Source organism: Nocardioides potassii (assembly GCF_021648885.1).
Lineage (GTDB): Bacteria > Actinomycetota > Actinomycetes > Propionibacteriales > Nocardioidaceae > Nocardioides > Nocardioides potassii.
The window spans coordinates 371,159-387,610 of record NZ_JAKJHZ010000003.1; the positions used below are offsets into that span (position 1 = coordinate 371,159).

Below are 16,452 nucleotides of genomic sequence, written 5' to 3' on the forward strand. Positions count from 1 at the left end.
TCAGCGGGTGACCCAGGTGCCCGCGCTCATCACCCGGACGACCTCGAGGTCGTCGTCGAGCACGACGAGGTCGGCGCGACGGCCGGGCTCGATCGCGCCGACCCCGTCCGGCCCGTCGAGGCCCCACATCCGCGCGGGCGTCGTGCTGGCGGCGTGCACGACGTCGGCGAGGGGCAGCCCCGCCGTCCGTACGGCGAACCGGACCGCCGCGTCCATCGTGAGCGTCGAGCCCGCGATCGCGCCGTCACCGTCGTCCGACGCGAGCCGGGCGATGCCCTCGCGCACCTCGACGGCCATCTGGCCGAGCGCGTAGTCGCCGTCCGGTGCGCCGGCCGCCGCCATCGCATCGGTGACGAGGAGGCAGCGGCCCGGCTTGGCGGCGAAGACCGTGCGGAGCACGGCGGGGTGGAGGTGGACGCCGTCGGCGATCAGCTCGACGTCGACGGGGGAGTCGAGCAGGGCGCCGACCGGCCCGGGGTCGCGGTGGTGGAGCGGACGCATCGCGTTGAAGAGGTGGGTGCCGAGCCCGGCTCCGGCGTCGAGGGCGGCACGCGCCTCGTCGTACGTCGCGTCGGTGTGCCCGATGGCGGCGAGCACGCCGGCGTCGACGAGGCGTCGTACGGCGTCGAGGCCGCCGGGCAGCTCGGGAGCGAGGGTCACCATGCGCACGGCACCGTCGCCGGCTCCGAGCAGCGCGTCGACCGATGCAGGGTCGGGAGTGGCGAGGGATCCGGGCTGGTGGGCGCCCGAGCGCTGTGGGCTCAGCCACGGTCCCTCGAGGTGGATGCCTGCGAGCCGGCCGTCCCGGACGAGCAGCGCGAGCTCCCGCACGGCGTCGACCATCCGGTCCTGGGTGTCGGTGACCAGGCTCGCGGCCATCGATGTGGTGCCGTGGGCGAGGTGGGTGGCGGCGACGACGTCGGCTGCGTCCGCCGTACCGGTGTCGAAGGACGCGCCGCCTCCCCCGTGGACGTGCAGGTCGACGAACCCGGGGACGACGGTCGCGTCCCCGAGGTCGACGTCGGGCGGGCGCGGCGGCGCGCCTTCGCCGACCTCGGCGATGCGCTCGCCGTCGAGGAGCAGCCACCCCGGCGCGAGGATCCGCGCCGGGGTGACCACCTGGGAGGCGGAGAGGATCACGCCCTGGTGTCCTGCTCGAGCACCGGGTTCGCAGCGCTGTCGTCGTCCTCGCGACCCGGGGTCTTGAGGTTCCACCTGCGGATCACGAACCGGAAGAGGAAGTAGTAGAGGACCGCGTACGCCAGCCCGATCGGGATGATCAGCAGCGGCTTGGTCGCGATGTTGAAGTTGAGCACGTAGTCGAACAGGCCGGCGGAGAAGCCGAAGCCGTCCTTGATGCCGAGCGCGTTGACCAGTGCCATCGACGTGCCGGTGAGCAGGGCGTGGATGACGTAGAGCGGCCAGGCGACGAACATGAAGGCGAACTCGAGCGGCTCGGTGACGCCGGTGAGGAACGCGGTCAGCGCGGCGGACAGCATGATGCCGCCGACCAGCTTCCTGTTCTGCGGCTTGGCCTCGTGCCAGATGGCCATGGCCGCCGCCGGGAGCGCGAACATCATGATCGGGAAGAAGCCGGTCATGAACGCACCGGCCGTCGGGTCGCCCGCCAGGAAGCGCGGGATGTCGCCGTGCACGACGCCCTGCGCTCCGTCGTAGGACCCGAAGACGAACCACGGCGGGTTGTTGAGGATGTGGTGCAGGCCGAGCGGGATCAGCAGCCGGTTGAGCGTGCCGTAGACGAAGCCGCCGATGACCGCGTTGTCGGTGATCCAGTCACCGAGGCTGGTGAGTCCCTTGTCGAACGCCGGGTAGACGAACGCCGTCAGCACCGCGATGAGCAGCATCGCGAACGCCGTGATGATCGGCACGAAGCGGCGGCCGCCGAAGAAGGCGAGGTAGGGCGGGAGCGAGATCCGGTGGTAGCGCTGCCAGAGGAAGGCCGCGACGAGGCCGGACACGATGCCGCCGAGCACGCCGTAGTTGATGAGCTTGTCGTCGTCGAGGACGTTGGGGGACATGGCGTCGCCGACGGACTTGAAGACGAGGTAGCCGACGACGGCGGCGAGGGCCGTGGAGCCGTCCGACTTCCTCGCCATGCCGATGGCGATGCCGACCGCGAACAGCAGCGGCAGGTTGTCGAAGAGGGCACCACCGGCGGCGCCGACCACTGGGGCGACGCGGGTCCAGCCGAGGCCGTCCGCGCCCAGCAGGTCGGGCTGCCCCAGGCGCAGCAGGAGCGCTGCGACCGGCAGGGCTGCGATCGGGAGCATCAGGCTGCGCCCGAACTTCTGGACGGGCGCGAGGTTCAACCTCCGCCTGCCCGAGTCGGTGGTGTCTGTGCCGGTGCCGCCCGAGGTGGCGTCCGTTGTGGTCATGAGGACCGCTTCCTTCCGTTCCTTCTGGTGGTGCTGGGGGTCTTCCCGGTGGCGCCCGGGGCGGCGCCGAGGCTCATGTGGACCTGGTAGCGGTCGCCGCGGTAGCGCGAGACGACGTGCTCGACCGGTCGTCCCGCCGCGCTCGACACGCGGCGGAAGACGAGGAGCGGGGTGTGGACCGCTGCCTCGAGGCGGCGCGCGGTGGCACCCTCGGCCGACTCGCCCCAGAGCGTCTGCTCGGCGGCGTCGATGACGAGGCCGTGGCGCTCGGCGAACAGTGTGTAGAGCGAGCCCGTGAGGTCCTCCGTGTCGAGGTCGGGCAGGAGGGAGCGGGGGTACCACCCCTGCTCGATCGCCATCGGCTGGCCGTCGGCGAGGCGCACGCGGTCGATCCGCCAGGCGGTCCCGTGGGCGCCGAGCCGCAGCGACGTCACGACCTCCGGGGGCGGGCGCTCCTCGTCGACGCGCATCAGCCGGGTCGACGGCACGAGGCCGCGCCGGCGCATGTCGTCGGAGAACGACGCGAGGTGGAGGTGGGTCTCGACCCGCGGCCGCGCGACGAAGGTGCCCTTGCCGTGGATCTTCTCGAGCAGCCCGCCGGCCACGAGGCTGTCGATCGACTTGCGGACGGTGGCCCGCGAGACGTCGTACGACGCCATGAGCTCGCGCTCGGACGGGATGGCCGCACCGGGGCCGAGGTCGCGCATCGCGAGGTCGGCCAGGACGTCGCTGAGCTGGACGTGCTTGGGGCGCGGGCCCGGCTCGAGCTTGTCGGCCATGTCGTCCTCTCGACGTCGGAGCGATCCATTGGTACGGTCTGGTACGTACCAGTTGGAGAGCATGGCTCTGCCGCCCCGACGTTGTCAAGGACCACGATGACCAGCACGACCACCCGGATGGCCGCCGAGATCGCCGAGCAGCCCGCGGCCGCCCGGCGCACCCTCGACCACCTGCTGCCCGAGCGCGACCGGCTGCGCGGGCTCGCCGCCGGCCGGCGCCGGGTGCTGCTGGTGGCCCGCGGGTCCAGCGACAACGCCGCGATCTACGGCCGCTACCTGCTCGAGGTGGTCGCGGGGATGCCGGCAGCCCTGGCCGCGCCGAGCGTCGCGACGCACTACCGCGCCCGGCTCGACCTCTCCGACACGGTCGTGGTGTCGGTCTCGCAGTCCGGGTCCACCACGGAGATCGTCGAGACCCAGGAGTGGGCGCGTGCCTCTGGCGCCGCGACCGTCGCCGTCACCAACGTCGCGGAGTCGTCGCTGGCCGGCTCGGCCGACGTCGCCCTCGTGACGCAAGCCGGCCCGGAGGTCGCGGTGCCGGCCACCAAGACCTACCTCACCCAGCAGGTCGCCCTCGCCGTGCTGGTCGATGCGCTGTCCGCAGGGAGCCTCACGGCCGACCTCGAGCGGGTCCCCGACGCGGTCGCCTGTCTCCTCGACGCCGACGTGGCGGCAGCCGCCGAGGCGCTCGCCGATGCCGACCGGGTGGTGGTGTCGGGCCGCGGGCTGCTGCTCGGCACCGCCCTGGAGACGGCGCTGAAGATGGAGGAGACCTGCTTGCGTCCGGTGCGCGGCTACTCGTACGCCGACCTGCGCCACGGCCCGATCTCCGTGGTGTCCGACGGTCTGCTCGCCGTGCTGGTCGCCGCGGCGCACGGACCGCTGGCCGAGCCGATGGTCGACCTCGTCGGCGACCTCCAGGGCCGCGGCGCGAGGGTGCTCGGGATCGGTGGCACGGCGGCGTTCGCCGAGCGCTGCGACCTGCACCTCGCCGGCCCCGACCTGCCCGAGACCGTCGAGCCCATCGCCTCGATCGTGCCGGCGCAGGTCATGATCGAGCAGATGGCCCGGCTGATGGGCCTCGACCCGGACAACCCGCGCGGCCTCCACAAGATCACCGACACCGAGCTCTCGCCGACCGCCGGTCGGTAGCACTCGCTGGTCGAGGAGGCTTCGCAGCAACCGTCACGAGACCACCACCCCCACCCGAGAGGAAATCCGATGAGCGGCTCAAACAAGGCAGAGCAGATCCTGGCCGGCCTCGGCGGCGCCGACAACGTCGTCGAGATCGAGGCCTGCATCACCCGTCTCCGCACCGAGGTGCGGGACGCGGGCAAGGTCGACCAGGCCGCCCTCAAGGCCGCCGGGGCGCACGGCGTGATGGCCAGCGGCACCGTCGTCCAGGTGGTCGTCGGCCCCGAGGCCGACAACATCGCGGACGACATCGAGGACCTGATGTGACCGACATCCTGTCACCGTGCCCGGGCACGGTCGTCGCGATGGCGGACGTCCCCGACCCGGTCTTCGCCGAGGAGATGGTCGGCCCGGGCGTGGCGATCGTCCCCGCAGTGGAGCCCGACGGAGGTACGACGACGGTCGTCTCGCCGATCGCCGGGAAGGTCCTCAAGGTCCTGCCGCACGCGTTCGTCGTGATGGGCGACGGCGTCGGAGTCCTGGTGCACCTCGGCATCAACACCGTGCGGCTCGAGGGAGAGGGCTTCGAGGTCCACGCGGAGCAGGGTGCCGAGGTGGCCGCGGGCGACCCGATGATCACCTGGGACCCCGCTGCGCTGCCGGCGTCGGCCGCGGGCCAGGACGTCTCGCCCGTGGTGCCGGTCGTGCTGATGGACGGCGCGAAGGGCTCGGTCACGAGCGACGCGACCGGCGGCGTGGTCGCCGCCGGTGACCTGCTCTTCGCCGCTCCGTGAGCGCTGCCGACCAGCCCGTCTCGGCGCTGCTGCTCGACCTCGACGGCACGCTCGTCGACTCCGAGCCGCTGCACCGGCGCGGCTACGAGCTGTGCTTCGCGGCGAGGGGGTGGGACGTGCCCGACCTCGGGATCTTCACCGGCCGCAGAGCGCTCGACGTCTTCGCCACCGAACCGGGGCCGTGGTCGGGGCTGGACCCGCAGGTCGTCCTCGACGACGTGCTCGCGCACGTCCCCGACGAGGACCCGACCCCCGTCGCCGGCGCCCGCGAGCTCATCCTCGCCGCCTGCTCGTCGCGGACCCCGGTCGCGATCGTGACCTCGGCCGGCCCCTCGTGGGTCGAGCGGTCGCTGACCTCGCTCGGCCTGGGACTCGACGACGTCGACCTGGTCGTCACCGCGCTCGACGTCCTCGCTGGCAAGCCCGACCCCGAGGGGTTCGCGCTGGCCTGCGGGCGGCTCGGCGTCGATCCGTCCGCCGCTGTCGCGGCCGAGGACTCGCCGGCCGGGATCCGTGCCGCCCGCGCCGCCGGCGTACGTCGTGTCGTCGGCGTCGCCACGTCCCACGACCCCTCCGTGCTCCTGGACGCCGGCGCGGCGGAGGTCCACGACGACCTGCGCCCGCTGGTGCCCCTGCTCAGGCGGTCACCTTGATCGTCCTCGTCGCCGAGGACCCCGAGGTGGTGGCGTCGCCGAGGTAGCGCACCGTCACGGTGACCTTGCCCTTCTTCACCCTGGGGAGCTTGAGGCTGGCCGACCCGGAGGCCAGCGACAGCGTCGTGGTCTTCTTCCCGACCGTCACGGTGACCTTCCCCGTGGCGGCAGCGGACCCGCGGATGACCCTCACCGCGATGGTCGGCCGGGTGCCCGCCCTGGCCTTCCTGGGCGCCTTGACCGAGGTCGTGCTCGCGGCGAGGGGCGGCGTCGTGGGCGTCGTGGGCGCCGTGGGCGTCACGGTCGGCGGCGACGTGACCACGGGCGGCGTGACCACGGGCGGCGTGACGACTGGCGGCGGGGTGACGGGCGGCGGTGTGACGACCGGCTCGTCGACGGTGAGCGTGCGGACCGCCGAGGCCGAGCCGAGGTACGACGACGGGTCGGCGGGGACGAAGGTCGCCTGGTAGGCGTGGTCACCGGGCGTCACGGACGTCAGCGTGAGCGATGCGGTGCCGCCGGAGAGGGGGACGGTGCCCACGAGCGCGCTGCTCTCGCGTAGCTCGACCGATCCCGCGGGGGACCCGGCTTCGGTACCGACCTGGACGGCGAGGGTCACGTCCTGCCCCGTGGCGGTCGCGGTGAGGGACGTGGTCGATCCGACCTGGACGGTGACCGAGCGGGTGGGCGAGGTCGAGCCGGCGTGCGAGGTGCCGGACGGCACGAACGACGCTGAGTAGGAGTGGGCGCCCGGCGAGACGGAGCCCAGCGTCAGGACGGACGACGCGGGGCCTGCGGCCATCGTGCCGACGACCGTCGTCCCCTCGCGGAACACCACGTCGCCGGTCAGCGTCCCGTCCACGGTCGACGCCGCCGCGGAGAGGGTGACCGTCCGGCCGCTCGCGGTGGCGACGAGCGGCGTGGTGGTCGGCGTCGCCTGCACGGTCGCGGTGTGCACCGAGGAGGTCGAGCCGGCGTACGACGTCGGGCTGCTCGGCACGAACGTGGCGGTCCAGTCGTGGCCTCCGGTGCTCACGTCCTCGAGCACCGCGGTCGCGGTACCGGCCGACACCGGCCGGGTGGCGACGAGCGAGGTGCCCTCGCGGATCTCGACGACGCCCGCTGGGCTGCCGCCGCTGCTGGTGACCGTCGCGACCAGCGTGACCCGGTGGAAGGCGACCGTCGAGCCGAGGGCGGTCGCGGTGGGTGTCGCGGCGATGTCGGCGACGCGCTGCCCTGACGACGGTGCCCAGCGGGTGTCGTCGGCCGGGGTGAAGGTGGCGGTCCAGGTGTGGGTGCCGGCCGGTACGCCGGTCACCGTGAGGCTGGCGGAGCCGCCGGACACGGCGACCGTGCCGAGCGCGGTCGCTCCCTCGGTGAACTGCACCGTGCCGGCAACGCCCGCGGTGACCGTGGCCTGCAGCGTGACCACGCGGGCGGGGGTCGACGTCGCGGTGAGGCTGGTCGTGGTCGGCGTGGCGGCGACCTCGACGACGGACTCCGCGGACTGCGAGGCGACGAACGCCGACGAGTCCGTCGGCACGAACTCGGCGGTGAAGCGGTGGGTGCCGCGCAGCAGGTCGGTGGCCTGGTACGACGCGGTGCCCCCGGTCAGCGTGACGGTGGCGATGACGACGGCGCCGTCCCGCAGCTGGACGGTCCCCTGCGGTGTCCCCGACGCCGCGGTCACCGTGGGCGTCAGCGTCGCCGTGCGACCACTCGCGCTGGTGACCAGCGTGGTGGTGGTCGGCCTGGCGACGACCGGGTCGGTCACCGTGACCGAGCGGTCGGACGAGGTCGAGCCGTCGTAGCGGGTGGTGTCGGCCGGCACGAAGACGGCTGCGTAGGTGTGCGAGCCGGCGGTGACGCCGGTCAGCGACAGCGATGCCGAGCCACCCGTGACGGCGACGGTGCCGACCGTGGTCGGCCCCTCCGTGAACCGCACCGTACCGGCCACCGCGCCCGCTGCCACCGTGACGCCTGCGTTCAGGTCGACCTGCTGGACGCCGCCGGTGGCGGTGAGGGTGGTGGTGCTGGACGTGGCGGCGACGGTCGAGGTGACGAGGGCCGACTGCGACGTCGCGAACTGCGTGCTGTCCGTCGGGACGAAGGTGGCCCGCAGCGGGTGGTCGCCCTTGACGAGGTCGGTCAGGGTGATCGAGGCGCTGCCCGAGGCGAGGGGCTTGGTCCCCACGACGACCCCGTTGTCGCGGAACTCGACCGTGCCTGCCGGGGTGCCCGAGGCTGCCGTGACGCCGGCGGTCAGCGTGGCCGACCGCCCGGTGACGACGGAGCCGAGGGTCGTCGTGGTGGGGGCCGCGACCGGCGCCGTGCCCGACCACGTGAGGCCGAAGGCCCCGACACCGGCGGCGGTCGTGCGGTAGCCGTTGACCGCGACGGCGTACGTCGTGCCGGCGATGGCGTTGAAGGACACGCTGGACAAGGCGTTGGTCCCGTTGTCGTCGTTGCCCGCGACCTGGGTCAGCGCGCCGACGGAAGTGCCGGTGTAGACGGCGAGGATGGTGTCGCGACCGGCGACCGACGAGGTGGTGCCGAGGGTCGCCGGGCCGGACCCGGGCGCGGTCCAGGAGTACCAGACGGATGCCGCGCCCGAGCCGGTGCGCAGCGCAGGGGGAGCGGGCTCGCCCGCCTCGGCGGAGGACTCGAGGTTGTTGCCGGTGGTCGAGCCGCTGACGCCGGACAGGGCCGATCGCGCGGCGAAGGAGTCGTTGCCGGCCTTGGCCGGGACGACCGCGGAGACGATGCTGACCGGTCCCCGGCCCTGGGCGTTGACCGCCGCCACGCCCATGGTGTGGGTGCCGGGTTGGAGCGGGATGATGTAGGTGGCCGGCGCGCTGACGACGTAGGTGTAGACGCCGTCGATGAAGATGTCGTAGCTCGACACCGCGCTGGTGCCGGCGCTGGCCGGCGCGGCGAAGCCGAGGAGCCCGCGCTGGTTGAGGCTGTCCCACGAACCGGTGACGTTCTGGGGTGCGCTGGGCTGGACGGTGGCGGCGTTCGTCGTCGCGGTGACGGTGGCAGACGGACCGGGGCCCTTCGCGTTGAGCGCGGTGATCGTGAAGGTGTACGACGTCGACGAGGCGAGCCCGCTCCAGGCGTACGAGGTGGCGGTGGCGTCGACCTGGACGGGGGTGTCGTCGCCGGCGCGGGTGACGACGTAGCCCGTCACCGCGCTGCTGCCGGCGCTCGACGGCGCCGCCCACGTCAGGGTGACGCTCGGGTCGGTGGCGTGCGGCGTCGCCGCGGCACCGGTCGGCGCCGACGGCGTACCGGTCGGGGCCGCGCCGTCGCAGCCGGTGGCCGCGAGGGTGTAGGCACCCATCGAGCCGTAGTCGTCGTACCCCGTGCTCCACGGCCCGTTGCCCACCCCGTCCACGCTGGCGTAGTAGGTGCCCGCGGTCACGGTGCGCGAGATCGATGCGTCCATCCCGGTCGCGGTCGTCGGGCTGGACTGGGCGGAGGCCGGGTCGTCGCTGACGACGGGCTGACCGGTCGCATCGAGCAGCGAGAGCTCGACGTCGAGGTCGGCGTAGGCGCCGAGCGAGCGGGCGTCGATGGCCACCGAGCCCGAGCAGGTGCCGAGGAGGAAGGTGTCGACATCGCTGCGGCTGGTGACGTACGCCGTCCCGGTCGGGACCGCAGGAGCGCCCGCGATACTGGTGGGGGCCTCGTCGGACCGCGAGCCGGTCACGGTGCGGATGATCGCGACGTCGTCCTGCTGGTTGTTGGCGCCGGAGTAGTCGCCCTTGCTCCACTGGCTGACCGGGTGGTCGTAGCCGACGCCCATGATCGGCGCCCACGCGCCGTGGCCGCGGTCGTAGCCCTGCGTGGCGTTGCCGTCGTGCTCGAGGCCGAGGTTGTGCCCGACCTCGTGGGTGATGGCCTCGGCGATGTTCTTGGGGGAGTTCCCGAGCTTCTGCGGGAACACCCATGCGGGCTGCCGGTAGCCGTAGCCGTCGCCTGCCGGGCCTCCGCCGCCGCCGTTCACGGCAGCGAAGACGTTGAGGTAGGCAACGCCGCCGCACCCGCCGCAGATCGCGTCGTGCGCGGCGTCGCTCGGGGTGATCAGGACGTGGGAGCCGTACGACGAGTCGGCGGCGCTGGTGCGGAAGATCCCGCCCGCGCCGGGGTCGGCGGTCGTCACGTCGACGTCGAAGGGCGCGTAGTCCTCCGCCACCGACTGCCAGGTCGTCTGGATCGAGGTGAGCTCGTAGTCGCTGAACGCCGCTCCGTTGCCGGACGGGTCCCAGGCGGGCTGGGTGGTCGGGGTCGCCGGGTAGGCGTTGTGCCACGCCGTGCCGCTCGCGGCGCCGCCGTCGAAGTCGAGGTAGATCGTCTTCGTCGAGCCGGGCTTGCTGTGCAGCAGGAAGGTCTGGTCGAGCGGCGCCTGCGCGCTCACCGGGTCGTTCGGCGGCGCGATCGCGGGCTCGTCCTTGTAGAAGACGTGGCCGTCCTGGTCGATCCACGCGGTCGGGTCCTCGGCCAGGAGGGCGGTGAGCCCGGCCTCGGTCAGGTCGTTGAGCGCGGCCGCCTCGTCGAGCTGGTCGTCCAGGGCGCGCACGGCCCGTGGGCCACGCAGTGGACGCGGCAGCTCCACCGCGGCGGCAGCCCGAGCGACGTCGCGACCGACCCGCTGCACGCCTGCGTCGGAAGCGCTGCCCGTCGGACCCGGGCTCGACGCGGCCTCCGGGCTGCCGGTCACGGGCGCCGCCTGGGCGCTGGCGGGCACGACGGCGAGGCCACCCAGGGTGAGGGCGATCGACAGGACGGACAGGGTGGGCACGCCGAGACGGCTGGCCGGACGACGCATCGAGTTCTCGCTCCTGTGGTGGAACCAGAACGCTAGGGAGCGATCACCTCGCGTGGGTCAGGAACGAGGCCGGACCACCCGTTCTGACTACCTGTCCTCGGCCGGTCGGTCGCCGACGGTGCGCGCGTGCGGTCGCCCCGGGTCGTCGAGGGCGGGCGAGGGCTCGCTCGCGCGCAGCGCCTCGAGCTGGGCGCAGACCGCGGTGCCGTAGAAGAACGCGATGGACGACAGCAGCGCCCACAGCAGCAGCGCGAAGACACCTGCCAACGGGCCGTACACGCTGCCGAAGGAACCGCTGAGCGAGACGTAGGCCGCCAGCCCCAGCGTCGCGACCGCGCTCAGCACCACCGCGATCGCGGAGCCCAGCGCGAGCCAGGACAACGCGGGCTGGCGGCGCCGCGGCGCGTGGTCGAGGAGGACGGCGATGGTGAGCACCAGCAGCCCGAGCCCGAGGGGCCAGCGCAGGACGTTCCACCAGTCCTCGGTGGTGTCGGACCAGCCGTAGTTGTCCACCATCGCCTCGCCGAGGGCGTGGCCGCCGACGATCATCACGAACCCGGTGCCGACGGGCACCGCCAGGATCGCGGTCAGCACCGCGGCGCGGCCGTACTTGGCGAACGCCTTGCGGTCGCGCCGGATGCCGTAGATGCGGTTGGCCCCGCGCTCTACCTGGGCCATCGCGGTGGTCATCGACAGCAGCGCGAACCCGAGGCCGAGCACCAGCGCGACCTCACCGGCGCGCTCGTCCTCGTCGGGCTGCTCGACCGCCGAGGCGAGCGCGTCGCTGTCGCCGGCTCCGGGGGAGATCGAGTCGACGACCTGCGCCACGACGGCGGCCGGTCGCTCCTCGTCGAGGTCGGCCGCCAGTCCCGTGAGGGCGAGGAGGAACGGCACGACGGCCAGGCAGGCCTGCAGGGCCAGTGCGCGCGAGTTGGTGAAGCCGTCGCCGTAGCGGAAGCGCACGAACGACTCGACCGCGATCGTGCGCAGTCCGTGCCGGCGGGCGAGGTGCCAGGCGTCCAGCGCGTCGAGCTCGTCCCCGTCCATCTCGGTCGTCACGGGGACGGTGCGCGCGGTCGTCATGGCCGCACCCTAGGCGGTCGTCCGGACGACGGCGCGGTCCCGTCTGAGAGGGTGGGAGCGGGCCGCGGCCCCGCGCCCCCCACACCGCCCAGGAGCACCGTGACCGCCGACCACCCGCCCTCCGTAGACCCGGCTGTCGACCCGGCCGTCGACCCGGCCGTCAACTGGGCCGGCAACGTCACCTACGCGGCCCGGCGACGGGTCCGTCCGGGCAGCGTCGCTGAGCTGCAACGGCTCGTCGCGTCCGCGTCGGCGGACGGGGAGCACGTACGGGCACTGGGGTCGCGACACTCGTTCTCCCGGGTCGCCGACACCGACGGAGTGCACGTCGACACCCGCGGGCTCGGCCTCGCCGTGGAGGTCGAGGACCGTCCCGGGGGCACCGTCGCCGTCGTCCCGGGTGGTGCCACGTACGCCGAGGTGGCGCCGGTCCTGCAGGAGCACGGCCTCGCGCTGCACAACCTCGCGTCGCTGCCGCACATCAGCGTCGCCGGGGCGTGCGCCACCAGCACCCACGGGTCGGGCCCGTCCCTCGGTTCGCTCGCGACCGCGGTGTGCGCCGTCGAGCTCGTCACCGCGGCCGGCGACGTCGTACGCATCGAGGAGGGCGACGCCGACTTCGGCGGGGCGGTGGTCTCGCTCGGTGCGCTCGGTGTCGTGACGCGGATGTGGCTGCGGACCGAGCCGACCTACGACGTGCGCCAGACGGTGTGGGTCGGGTTGCCGGCCGACGAGGTCGCCGCGCAGCTCGGGGAGGTGATGACGAGCGGCACCAGCGTGAGCGTCTTCACCGACTTCGCCGACCCCACCCGTGTCTCGACGGTCTGGGTCAAGGACCGCGTGGACCGTCCGTCCACCCTCGCGCCGTGCCTGGCCTCGCACCGACCGGCCGACCACGACGTGCACCCGGTCCCCGGTGTCGACCCCACCGCGACCACGCCGCAGCAGGGGTCGGTCGGGCCGTGGCACGAGCGGCTGCCGCACTTCCGGGCGAGCCACGTCCCGAGCGTCGGCGACGAGCTGCAGAGCGAGGTGTTCCTGCCGCGGGCCGCGGCCCCGCACCTGCTGCCCACCCTCACCGCGATCAGCGACACGGTCGCGCCCGCCCTGCTGGTCCACGAGATCCGTGCGGTCGCCGCCGACGACCTCTGGCTCAGCCCGATGCGCGGACGCGACTCCGTCGTCGCGCACTTCACCTGGAAGCCCGACGTGGCCCGCGCCATGGTGGCCATCCGGGCGGTGGAGGACGCGCTCGCCCCGTGGGAGCCGCGTGTCCACTGGGGCAAGCTCACCGCCACCGAGGAGCTGCGGGCTCCCGACGGCGCCTACGACCTCGCCGCCTTCCACGAGCTCTGCGCGCGCCTCGACCCGGGTGGCACGTTCCGCAACGACCTCGTTCCGGCCCGGCTAGTCGGCTAGTCCCCATCGGTCGGGGCGCGCGGAGGTGCTCGCCACGACCCATGTGGTGGGGACTACCTGGATGGGGATGTCGGCGCGCAGCGCCACACTGGGGGCATGCGAGCTCGGGAACGCCTGCGGGGCATGGCGCGACAGGTCGCGCAGGAGCCGCGCCGCTTCTACGACGGCGGCACCCTCGTCCGCGACGGCGTGCCCGGCGAGCCGCCCGACCCGGGCGCCGACCCGCGCATCGTCCTCGAGCGGCACGCCGAGGAGGGGGTCGAGACGTTCTCCCTCGAGCGGCGCCTGGCCTACCGCGACCGCCACCTCGGCGAGCTGCTGGTCCGCGCCGACCCCGGCTTCCGTACCGACCTGACCTCGGTGCCGGCGCTCTTCACCTGGCTGGTCCCCAAGACGGGCGCCCACCTCCCGGCGGCCCTGCTGCACGACGCGCTCGTCGCCGGGCGCGACGACCCGACGTCGTACGACTCCACGGGCGGGCACGTCGTCGACCGGGTCGAGGCCGACCGGATCTTCCGCGACGCGATGGCCGACACCGGCACCGGGGTGGTCCGGCGGTGGATCGTCTGGACTGCGGTGACCGTCGCGACGATCTTCGTCGGCCGGGCGGTGCCGTGGACGCCCGCGAAGCACTGGTCCTACCGGGTCGCCGCAGCCGTCACGATCGTGACGATCCTCTACCTGGGCTACTCCTCGACCAGCGACCTGTTCGACCGCTCGTGGGTGGCTGCGGTCGACGTGCCGTGGATGGGCGGCCCGTGGTGGGCCGAGGTCGCCGGTGGGCTGTCGGGCGCGATCGTGCTACCGCTCGCGCTGAGCCTGCTGTGGGGCCGGTTGCGGGTGGCCGGCGCGATCGCAGGCGTCCTGCTCGCCGTGCTGCTGCACGTCACCATCGGGCTCGCCGTGATCGGCGCGACTCACCTGGCTCTCGAGCGGCTGGCCCGACGTTCGCCGGTGCTGGCGTGGGTCCTGGCGGCGGTCGTCGTCGTGGGCGCGCTGGTGACGTTCGCGGCCGTCACCCTCTGACGGTCATCCCCTGACCTGCGCCAGCCACCTGCCGGTGAAGCCGGTGTCCGGGACGTCGTGGGTGAGCAGGTCGATCCCGGTGCGGAACGCGAGGACGACGAGGCCGAGCGCGACCGCGGTCACCAGCATCCCGTTGACGTTGCGCGGGAAGCGGCTCGGCACCGTGCGGACCCGGTGCCAGCCGCCGACGAGGCCCGCCGTCACGATCGCCGAGACGACGCTGGCGACGGCGGCGCCGATGACGGTGCCGAGGAGGTCGAGGCGGCTGATGAGGATCGCCGAGGTCGCCGCGGCGGTCGCACCGGCGACGAGCTGGGGGAGGCTGAGGTCGAGGACGGGCTGGCGGTCTGGCCGCTGGTCGTTCTGGGGTGAGTCAGTCATCTCGCGGAGGGGTGGGGGACACGGGCTTCCCCAGTACGACGACCGCGGGCCGCGCATTGTTTCCCGACGTGAGCAGGCTCACCGGACCTGCACGCGGTCGCTCCTGCTGGTCGAGGGGGACGAAGTCCTGTCACGAGACCACTGACCAGGTTTCGAGACGGTCGCTGCGCGACCTCCTCGACCAGCGATGGAGGACGCTCAGCGCAGGCTGTAGGTGGCCAGCGAGACGCCGACGTAGTGCGCCGCGAAGGCGAGCACGGTGAACGAGTGGAAGACCTCGTGGAAGCCGAACCAGCGCGGCGAGGGGTCCGGGCGCTTGAGGCCGTACACCACGCCGCCGACGGTGTAGAGGAGCCCGCCGACCGCGACCAGCACGAGCGTGGCGATCGCGATGCCGCTGCTGAACCGGTCGGCTCCGTCGAGGAACTGCGGGATGAAGAAGACCGCGGCCCACCCGAGCGCGATGTACATCGGTGTGTAGAGCCAGCGCGGCGCGTCGGTCCAGAAGACGCGGAAGACGACGCCCACGACAGCTGCCGACCACACGATCACCAGCAGCTCCGTACGCGCGGAGCCGTCGAGGAACAGCAGGGCGTACGGCGTGTAGGTGCCGGCGATGAGCACGAAGATGTTGGCGTGGTCGAAGCGGCGCAGGAACGCCCACGTGCGGGGTGACCACGTGCCGCGGTGGTAGATCGCCGACACGGTGAAGACGAGCAGCGCCGACAGTGCGAAGGCGGCGGACCCCAGACGGGTCTCGGCGGTGGGGGACAGGGCCACCAGGACGATGCCGGCGGCCAGCGCCAGCGGCGCCGTACCGGCGTGCAGCCAGCCGCGCAGCCTGGGCTTGACCTCGGCCATCTTGTCGGACATGGCCTCGACGGCCTGCTCCACGCGGTCGACGGCCTGGTCGACGCGGTCACGCGGGGTCATCGTCGAGGCTCGCGTGATCGGGACATGCCTACCAAAGTAGCGGGCACGCCATGGCGCGCGCACGACGACGGAGGCGAGGACTCGGTCACACGCAGCGTTACGATCGGTCGGTGGTCAAGGTGAAGGACGCGCTGCGTCGGGTGCTCTACCCGGCCTACGAGTCCCGGGTGGTGAAGTTCCTCCCACCCGACCGCATCCCCCGGCACGTCGGCGTCATGCTCGACGGCAACCGGCGGTGGGCCAAGGCGGTCGGCCTCAACACCGCGGAGGGCTACCAGGCGGGCGCGGACAACATCCGCCCGCTGCTCGGCTGGTGCGAGGAGGTCGGCGTCGGGGTGGTCACGCTGTGGCTGCTCTCGAGCGACAACCTCACCAACCGGCCCCCCGAGCAGCTCACCGGCCTGCTGACGATCATCGAGGGCGCCGTCGAGTCGCTCGCCGAGGCGCAGCGCTGGCGGATCCACCCGGTCGGCGCGCTCGACCTGCTGCCGACCGAGACCGCCGAGAAGCTCAAGGCCGCCGAGGAGTCGACCCGCCACCTCGACGGGATCCTCGTCAACGTGGCGGTGGGCTACGGCGGGCGCCGGGAGATCGCGGACGCCGTACGCGCCCTGCTCGCCGACCACGCCACCAGGGGCACGTCGCTGGAGGAGCTCGCCGACCTGATCGACGTCGAGCACATCGCCGAGCACCTCTACACCAAGGGCCAGCCCGACCCCGACCTGGTGATCCGCACGTCCGGCGAGCAGCGGCTCGGCGGCTTCCTGCTGTGGCAGTCGGCGAACTCGGAGTTCTACTTCTGCGAGGCGCTCTGGCCCGACTTCCGGCGCGTGGACTTCCTGCGCGCGATCCGGGCGTACGCCGCCCGCGAGCGCCGCTTCGGCGGCTGAGCGGCCCGGCTGGGATCGTCACCTGCTCGTCACCTCGCGTTCGGGCGTGTCGCGCCGGATCGGCCCTCGGCCGGGCGTACTTTCGCGACATCGGCAGGTGGGGAAGCCTGCTGAACCGGGAGGCAGTCCTTGA

General features: G+C 73.2%; 14 protein-coding genes. 7 read left to right on the forward strand and 7 right to left on the reverse strand.

Features of this window, described 5'->3' with window-relative positions; genetic code table 11:
- The 3 genes from nagA to L2K70_RS03180 are packed head-to-tail and all read right to left on the reverse strand — an operon-like array spanning position 1 to position 3,175.
- Positions 1 to 1,140: an N-acetylglucosamine-6-phosphate deacetylase gene (gene nagA, locus L2K70_RS03170; RefSeq protein ID WP_236398869.1), complete on the reverse strand. Its 1,140-nt coding sequence runs from the start codon at positions 1,138 to 1,140 to the stop codon at positions 1 to 3.
- Positions 1,137 to 2,396, reverse strand: a complete 1,260-nt coding sequence (locus L2K70_RS03175; RefSeq protein WP_308195720.1) for a PTS transporter subunit EIIC — start codon at positions 2,394 to 2,396, stop codon at positions 1,137 to 1,139. Before L2K70_RS03175 ends, nagA begins: the two co-directional genes overlap by 4 nt.
- Positions 2,393 to 3,175: a GntR family transcriptional regulator gene (locus tag L2K70_RS03180; RefSeq protein WP_236398872.1), complete on the reverse strand. Its 783-nt coding sequence runs from the start codon at positions 3,173 to 3,175 to the stop codon at positions 2,393 to 2,395. Before L2K70_RS03180 ends, L2K70_RS03175 begins: the two co-directional genes overlap by 4 nt.
- A 96-nt stretch (positions 3,176 to 3,271) precedes the next feature.
- Between L2K70_RS03180 and L2K70_RS03185 the strand changes: the two genes are divergently transcribed.
- From L2K70_RS03185 to L2K70_RS03200, 4 genes are all read left to right on the forward strand, one after another.
- Entirely contained in the window at positions 3,272 to 4,327 is a 1,056-nt protein-coding gene (locus tag L2K70_RS03185) for an SIS domain-containing protein (protein WP_236398875.1), read from the forward strand.
- Positions 4,328 to 4,396: 69 nt separating this feature from the next.
- Positions 4,397 to 4,636: a PTS sugar transporter subunit IIB gene (locus tag L2K70_RS03190; protein WP_236398877.1), complete on the forward strand. Its 240-nt coding sequence runs from the start codon at positions 4,397 to 4,399 to the stop codon at positions 4,634 to 4,636.
- The gene (locus tag L2K70_RS03195) at positions 4,633 to 5,103 is read left to right on the forward strand and encodes a PTS sugar transporter subunit IIA (protein WP_236398879.1); all 471 of its coding nucleotides are present in this window, start codon (positions 4,633 to 4,635) and stop codon (positions 5,101 to 5,103) included. The genes L2K70_RS03190 and L2K70_RS03195 overlap by 4 nt, the downstream gene beginning before the upstream one ends.
- Complete coding sequence (locus L2K70_RS03200; protein WP_236398881.1) at positions 5,100 to 5,756, forward strand: HAD family hydrolase; 657 nt, start codon at positions 5,100 to 5,102, stop codon at positions 5,754 to 5,756. Before L2K70_RS03195 ends, L2K70_RS03200 begins: the two co-directional genes overlap by 4 nt.
- Here the strand turns inward: L2K70_RS03200 and L2K70_RS03205 are convergent.
- Entirely contained in the window at positions 5,740 to 10,560 is a 4,821-nt protein-coding gene (locus tag L2K70_RS03205) for an Ig-like domain repeat protein (protein WP_236398883.1), read from the reverse strand. The two genes, L2K70_RS03200 and L2K70_RS03205, sit on opposite strands and share 17 nt — an antisense overlap.
- Positions 10,561 to 10,674: 114 nt before the next feature.
- Positions 10,675 to 11,670 carry a YihY/virulence factor BrkB family protein gene (locus L2K70_RS03210; protein ID WP_236398886.1) on the reverse strand — a complete coding sequence of 332 codons (996 nt, stop codon included), beginning with the start codon at positions 11,668 to 11,670 and terminating at the stop codon, positions 10,675 to 10,677.
- Between the two features lie 99 nt (positions 11,671 to 11,769).
- Between L2K70_RS03210 and L2K70_RS21515 the strand changes: the two genes are divergently transcribed.
- Together L2K70_RS21515 and L2K70_RS03220 are read left to right on the forward strand one after the other, a co-directional pair.
- Positions 11,770 to 13,089: an FAD-binding protein gene (locus L2K70_RS21515; protein ID WP_236398888.1), complete on the forward strand. Its 1,320-nt coding sequence runs from the start codon at positions 11,770 to 11,772 to the stop codon at positions 13,087 to 13,089.
- A gap of 96 nt (positions 13,090 to 13,185) precedes the next feature.
- Positions 13,186 to 14,115: a DUF1353 domain-containing protein gene (locus tag L2K70_RS03220; protein WP_236398891.1), complete on the forward strand. Its 930-nt coding sequence runs from the start codon at positions 13,186 to 13,188 to the stop codon at positions 14,113 to 14,115.
- Between the two features lie 3 nt (positions 14,116 to 14,118).
- Here L2K70_RS03220 and L2K70_RS03225 read toward each other — a convergent pair whose 3' ends face one another.
- Both L2K70_RS03225 and trhA read right to left on the reverse strand, forming a co-directional pair.
- Positions 14,119 to 14,496 (reverse strand): hypothetical protein, encoded by a 378-nt coding sequence (locus L2K70_RS03225; RefSeq protein WP_236398894.1) that lies wholly within the window; start codon positions 14,494 to 14,496, stop codon positions 14,119 to 14,121.
- 198 nt (positions 14,497 to 14,694) lie between these two features.
- Positions 14,695 to 15,429, reverse strand: a complete 735-nt coding sequence (gene trhA / locus L2K70_RS03230) for a PAQR family membrane homeostasis protein TrhA (RefSeq protein ID WP_236398897.1) — start codon at positions 15,427 to 15,429, stop codon at positions 14,695 to 14,697.
- Between the two features lie 50 nt (positions 15,430 to 15,479).
- Between trhA and L2K70_RS03235 the strand changes: the two genes are divergently transcribed.
- The gene (locus L2K70_RS03235; protein ID WP_372477464.1) at positions 15,480 to 16,319 is read left to right on the forward strand and encodes an isoprenyl transferase; all 840 of its coding nucleotides are present in this window, start codon (positions 15,480 to 15,482) and stop codon (positions 16,317 to 16,319) included.
- The last annotated feature ends 133 nt before the right edge of the window (positions 16,320 to 16,452 follow it).

Excerpts from the sequence above, each read along its gene's own strand:
- L2K70_RS03175 (WP_308195720.1), bottom strand. The coding sequence starts at position 2,396 with ATGACCACAACGGACGCCACCTCGGGCGGCACCGGCACAGACACCACC.
- trhA (WP_236398897.1), bottom strand. The coding sequence starts at position 15,429 with ATGACCCCGCGTGACCGCGTCGACCAGGCCGTCGACCGCGTGGAGCAG.
- L2K70_RS03185 (WP_236398875.1), top strand. The coding sequence starts at position 3,272 with ATGACCAGCACGACCACCCGGATGGCCGCCGAGATCGCCGAGCAGCCC.
- L2K70_RS03235 (WP_372477464.1), top strand. The coding sequence starts at position 15,480 with ATGGCGCGCGCACGACGACGGAGGCGAGGACTCGGTCACACGCAGCGT.
- L2K70_RS03190 (WP_236398877.1), top strand. The coding sequence starts at position 4,397 with ATGAGCGGCTCAAACAAGGCAGAGCAGATCCTGGCCGGCCTCGGCGGC.
- L2K70_RS03220 (WP_236398891.1), top strand. The coding sequence starts at position 13,186 with ATGCGAGCTCGGGAACGCCTGCGGGGCATGGCGCGACAGGTCGCGCAG.
- L2K70_RS03225 (WP_236398894.1), bottom strand. The coding sequence starts at position 14,496 with ATGACTGACTCACCCCAGAACGACCAGCGGCCAGACCGCCAGCCCGTC.
- L2K70_RS03210 (WP_236398886.1), bottom strand. The coding sequence starts at position 11,670 with ATGACGACCGCGCGCACCGTCCCCGTGACGACCGAGATGGACGGGGAC.
- L2K70_RS03180 (WP_236398872.1), bottom strand. The coding sequence starts at position 3,175 with ATGGCCGACAAGCTCGAGCCGGGCCCGCGCCCCAAGCACGTCCAGCTC.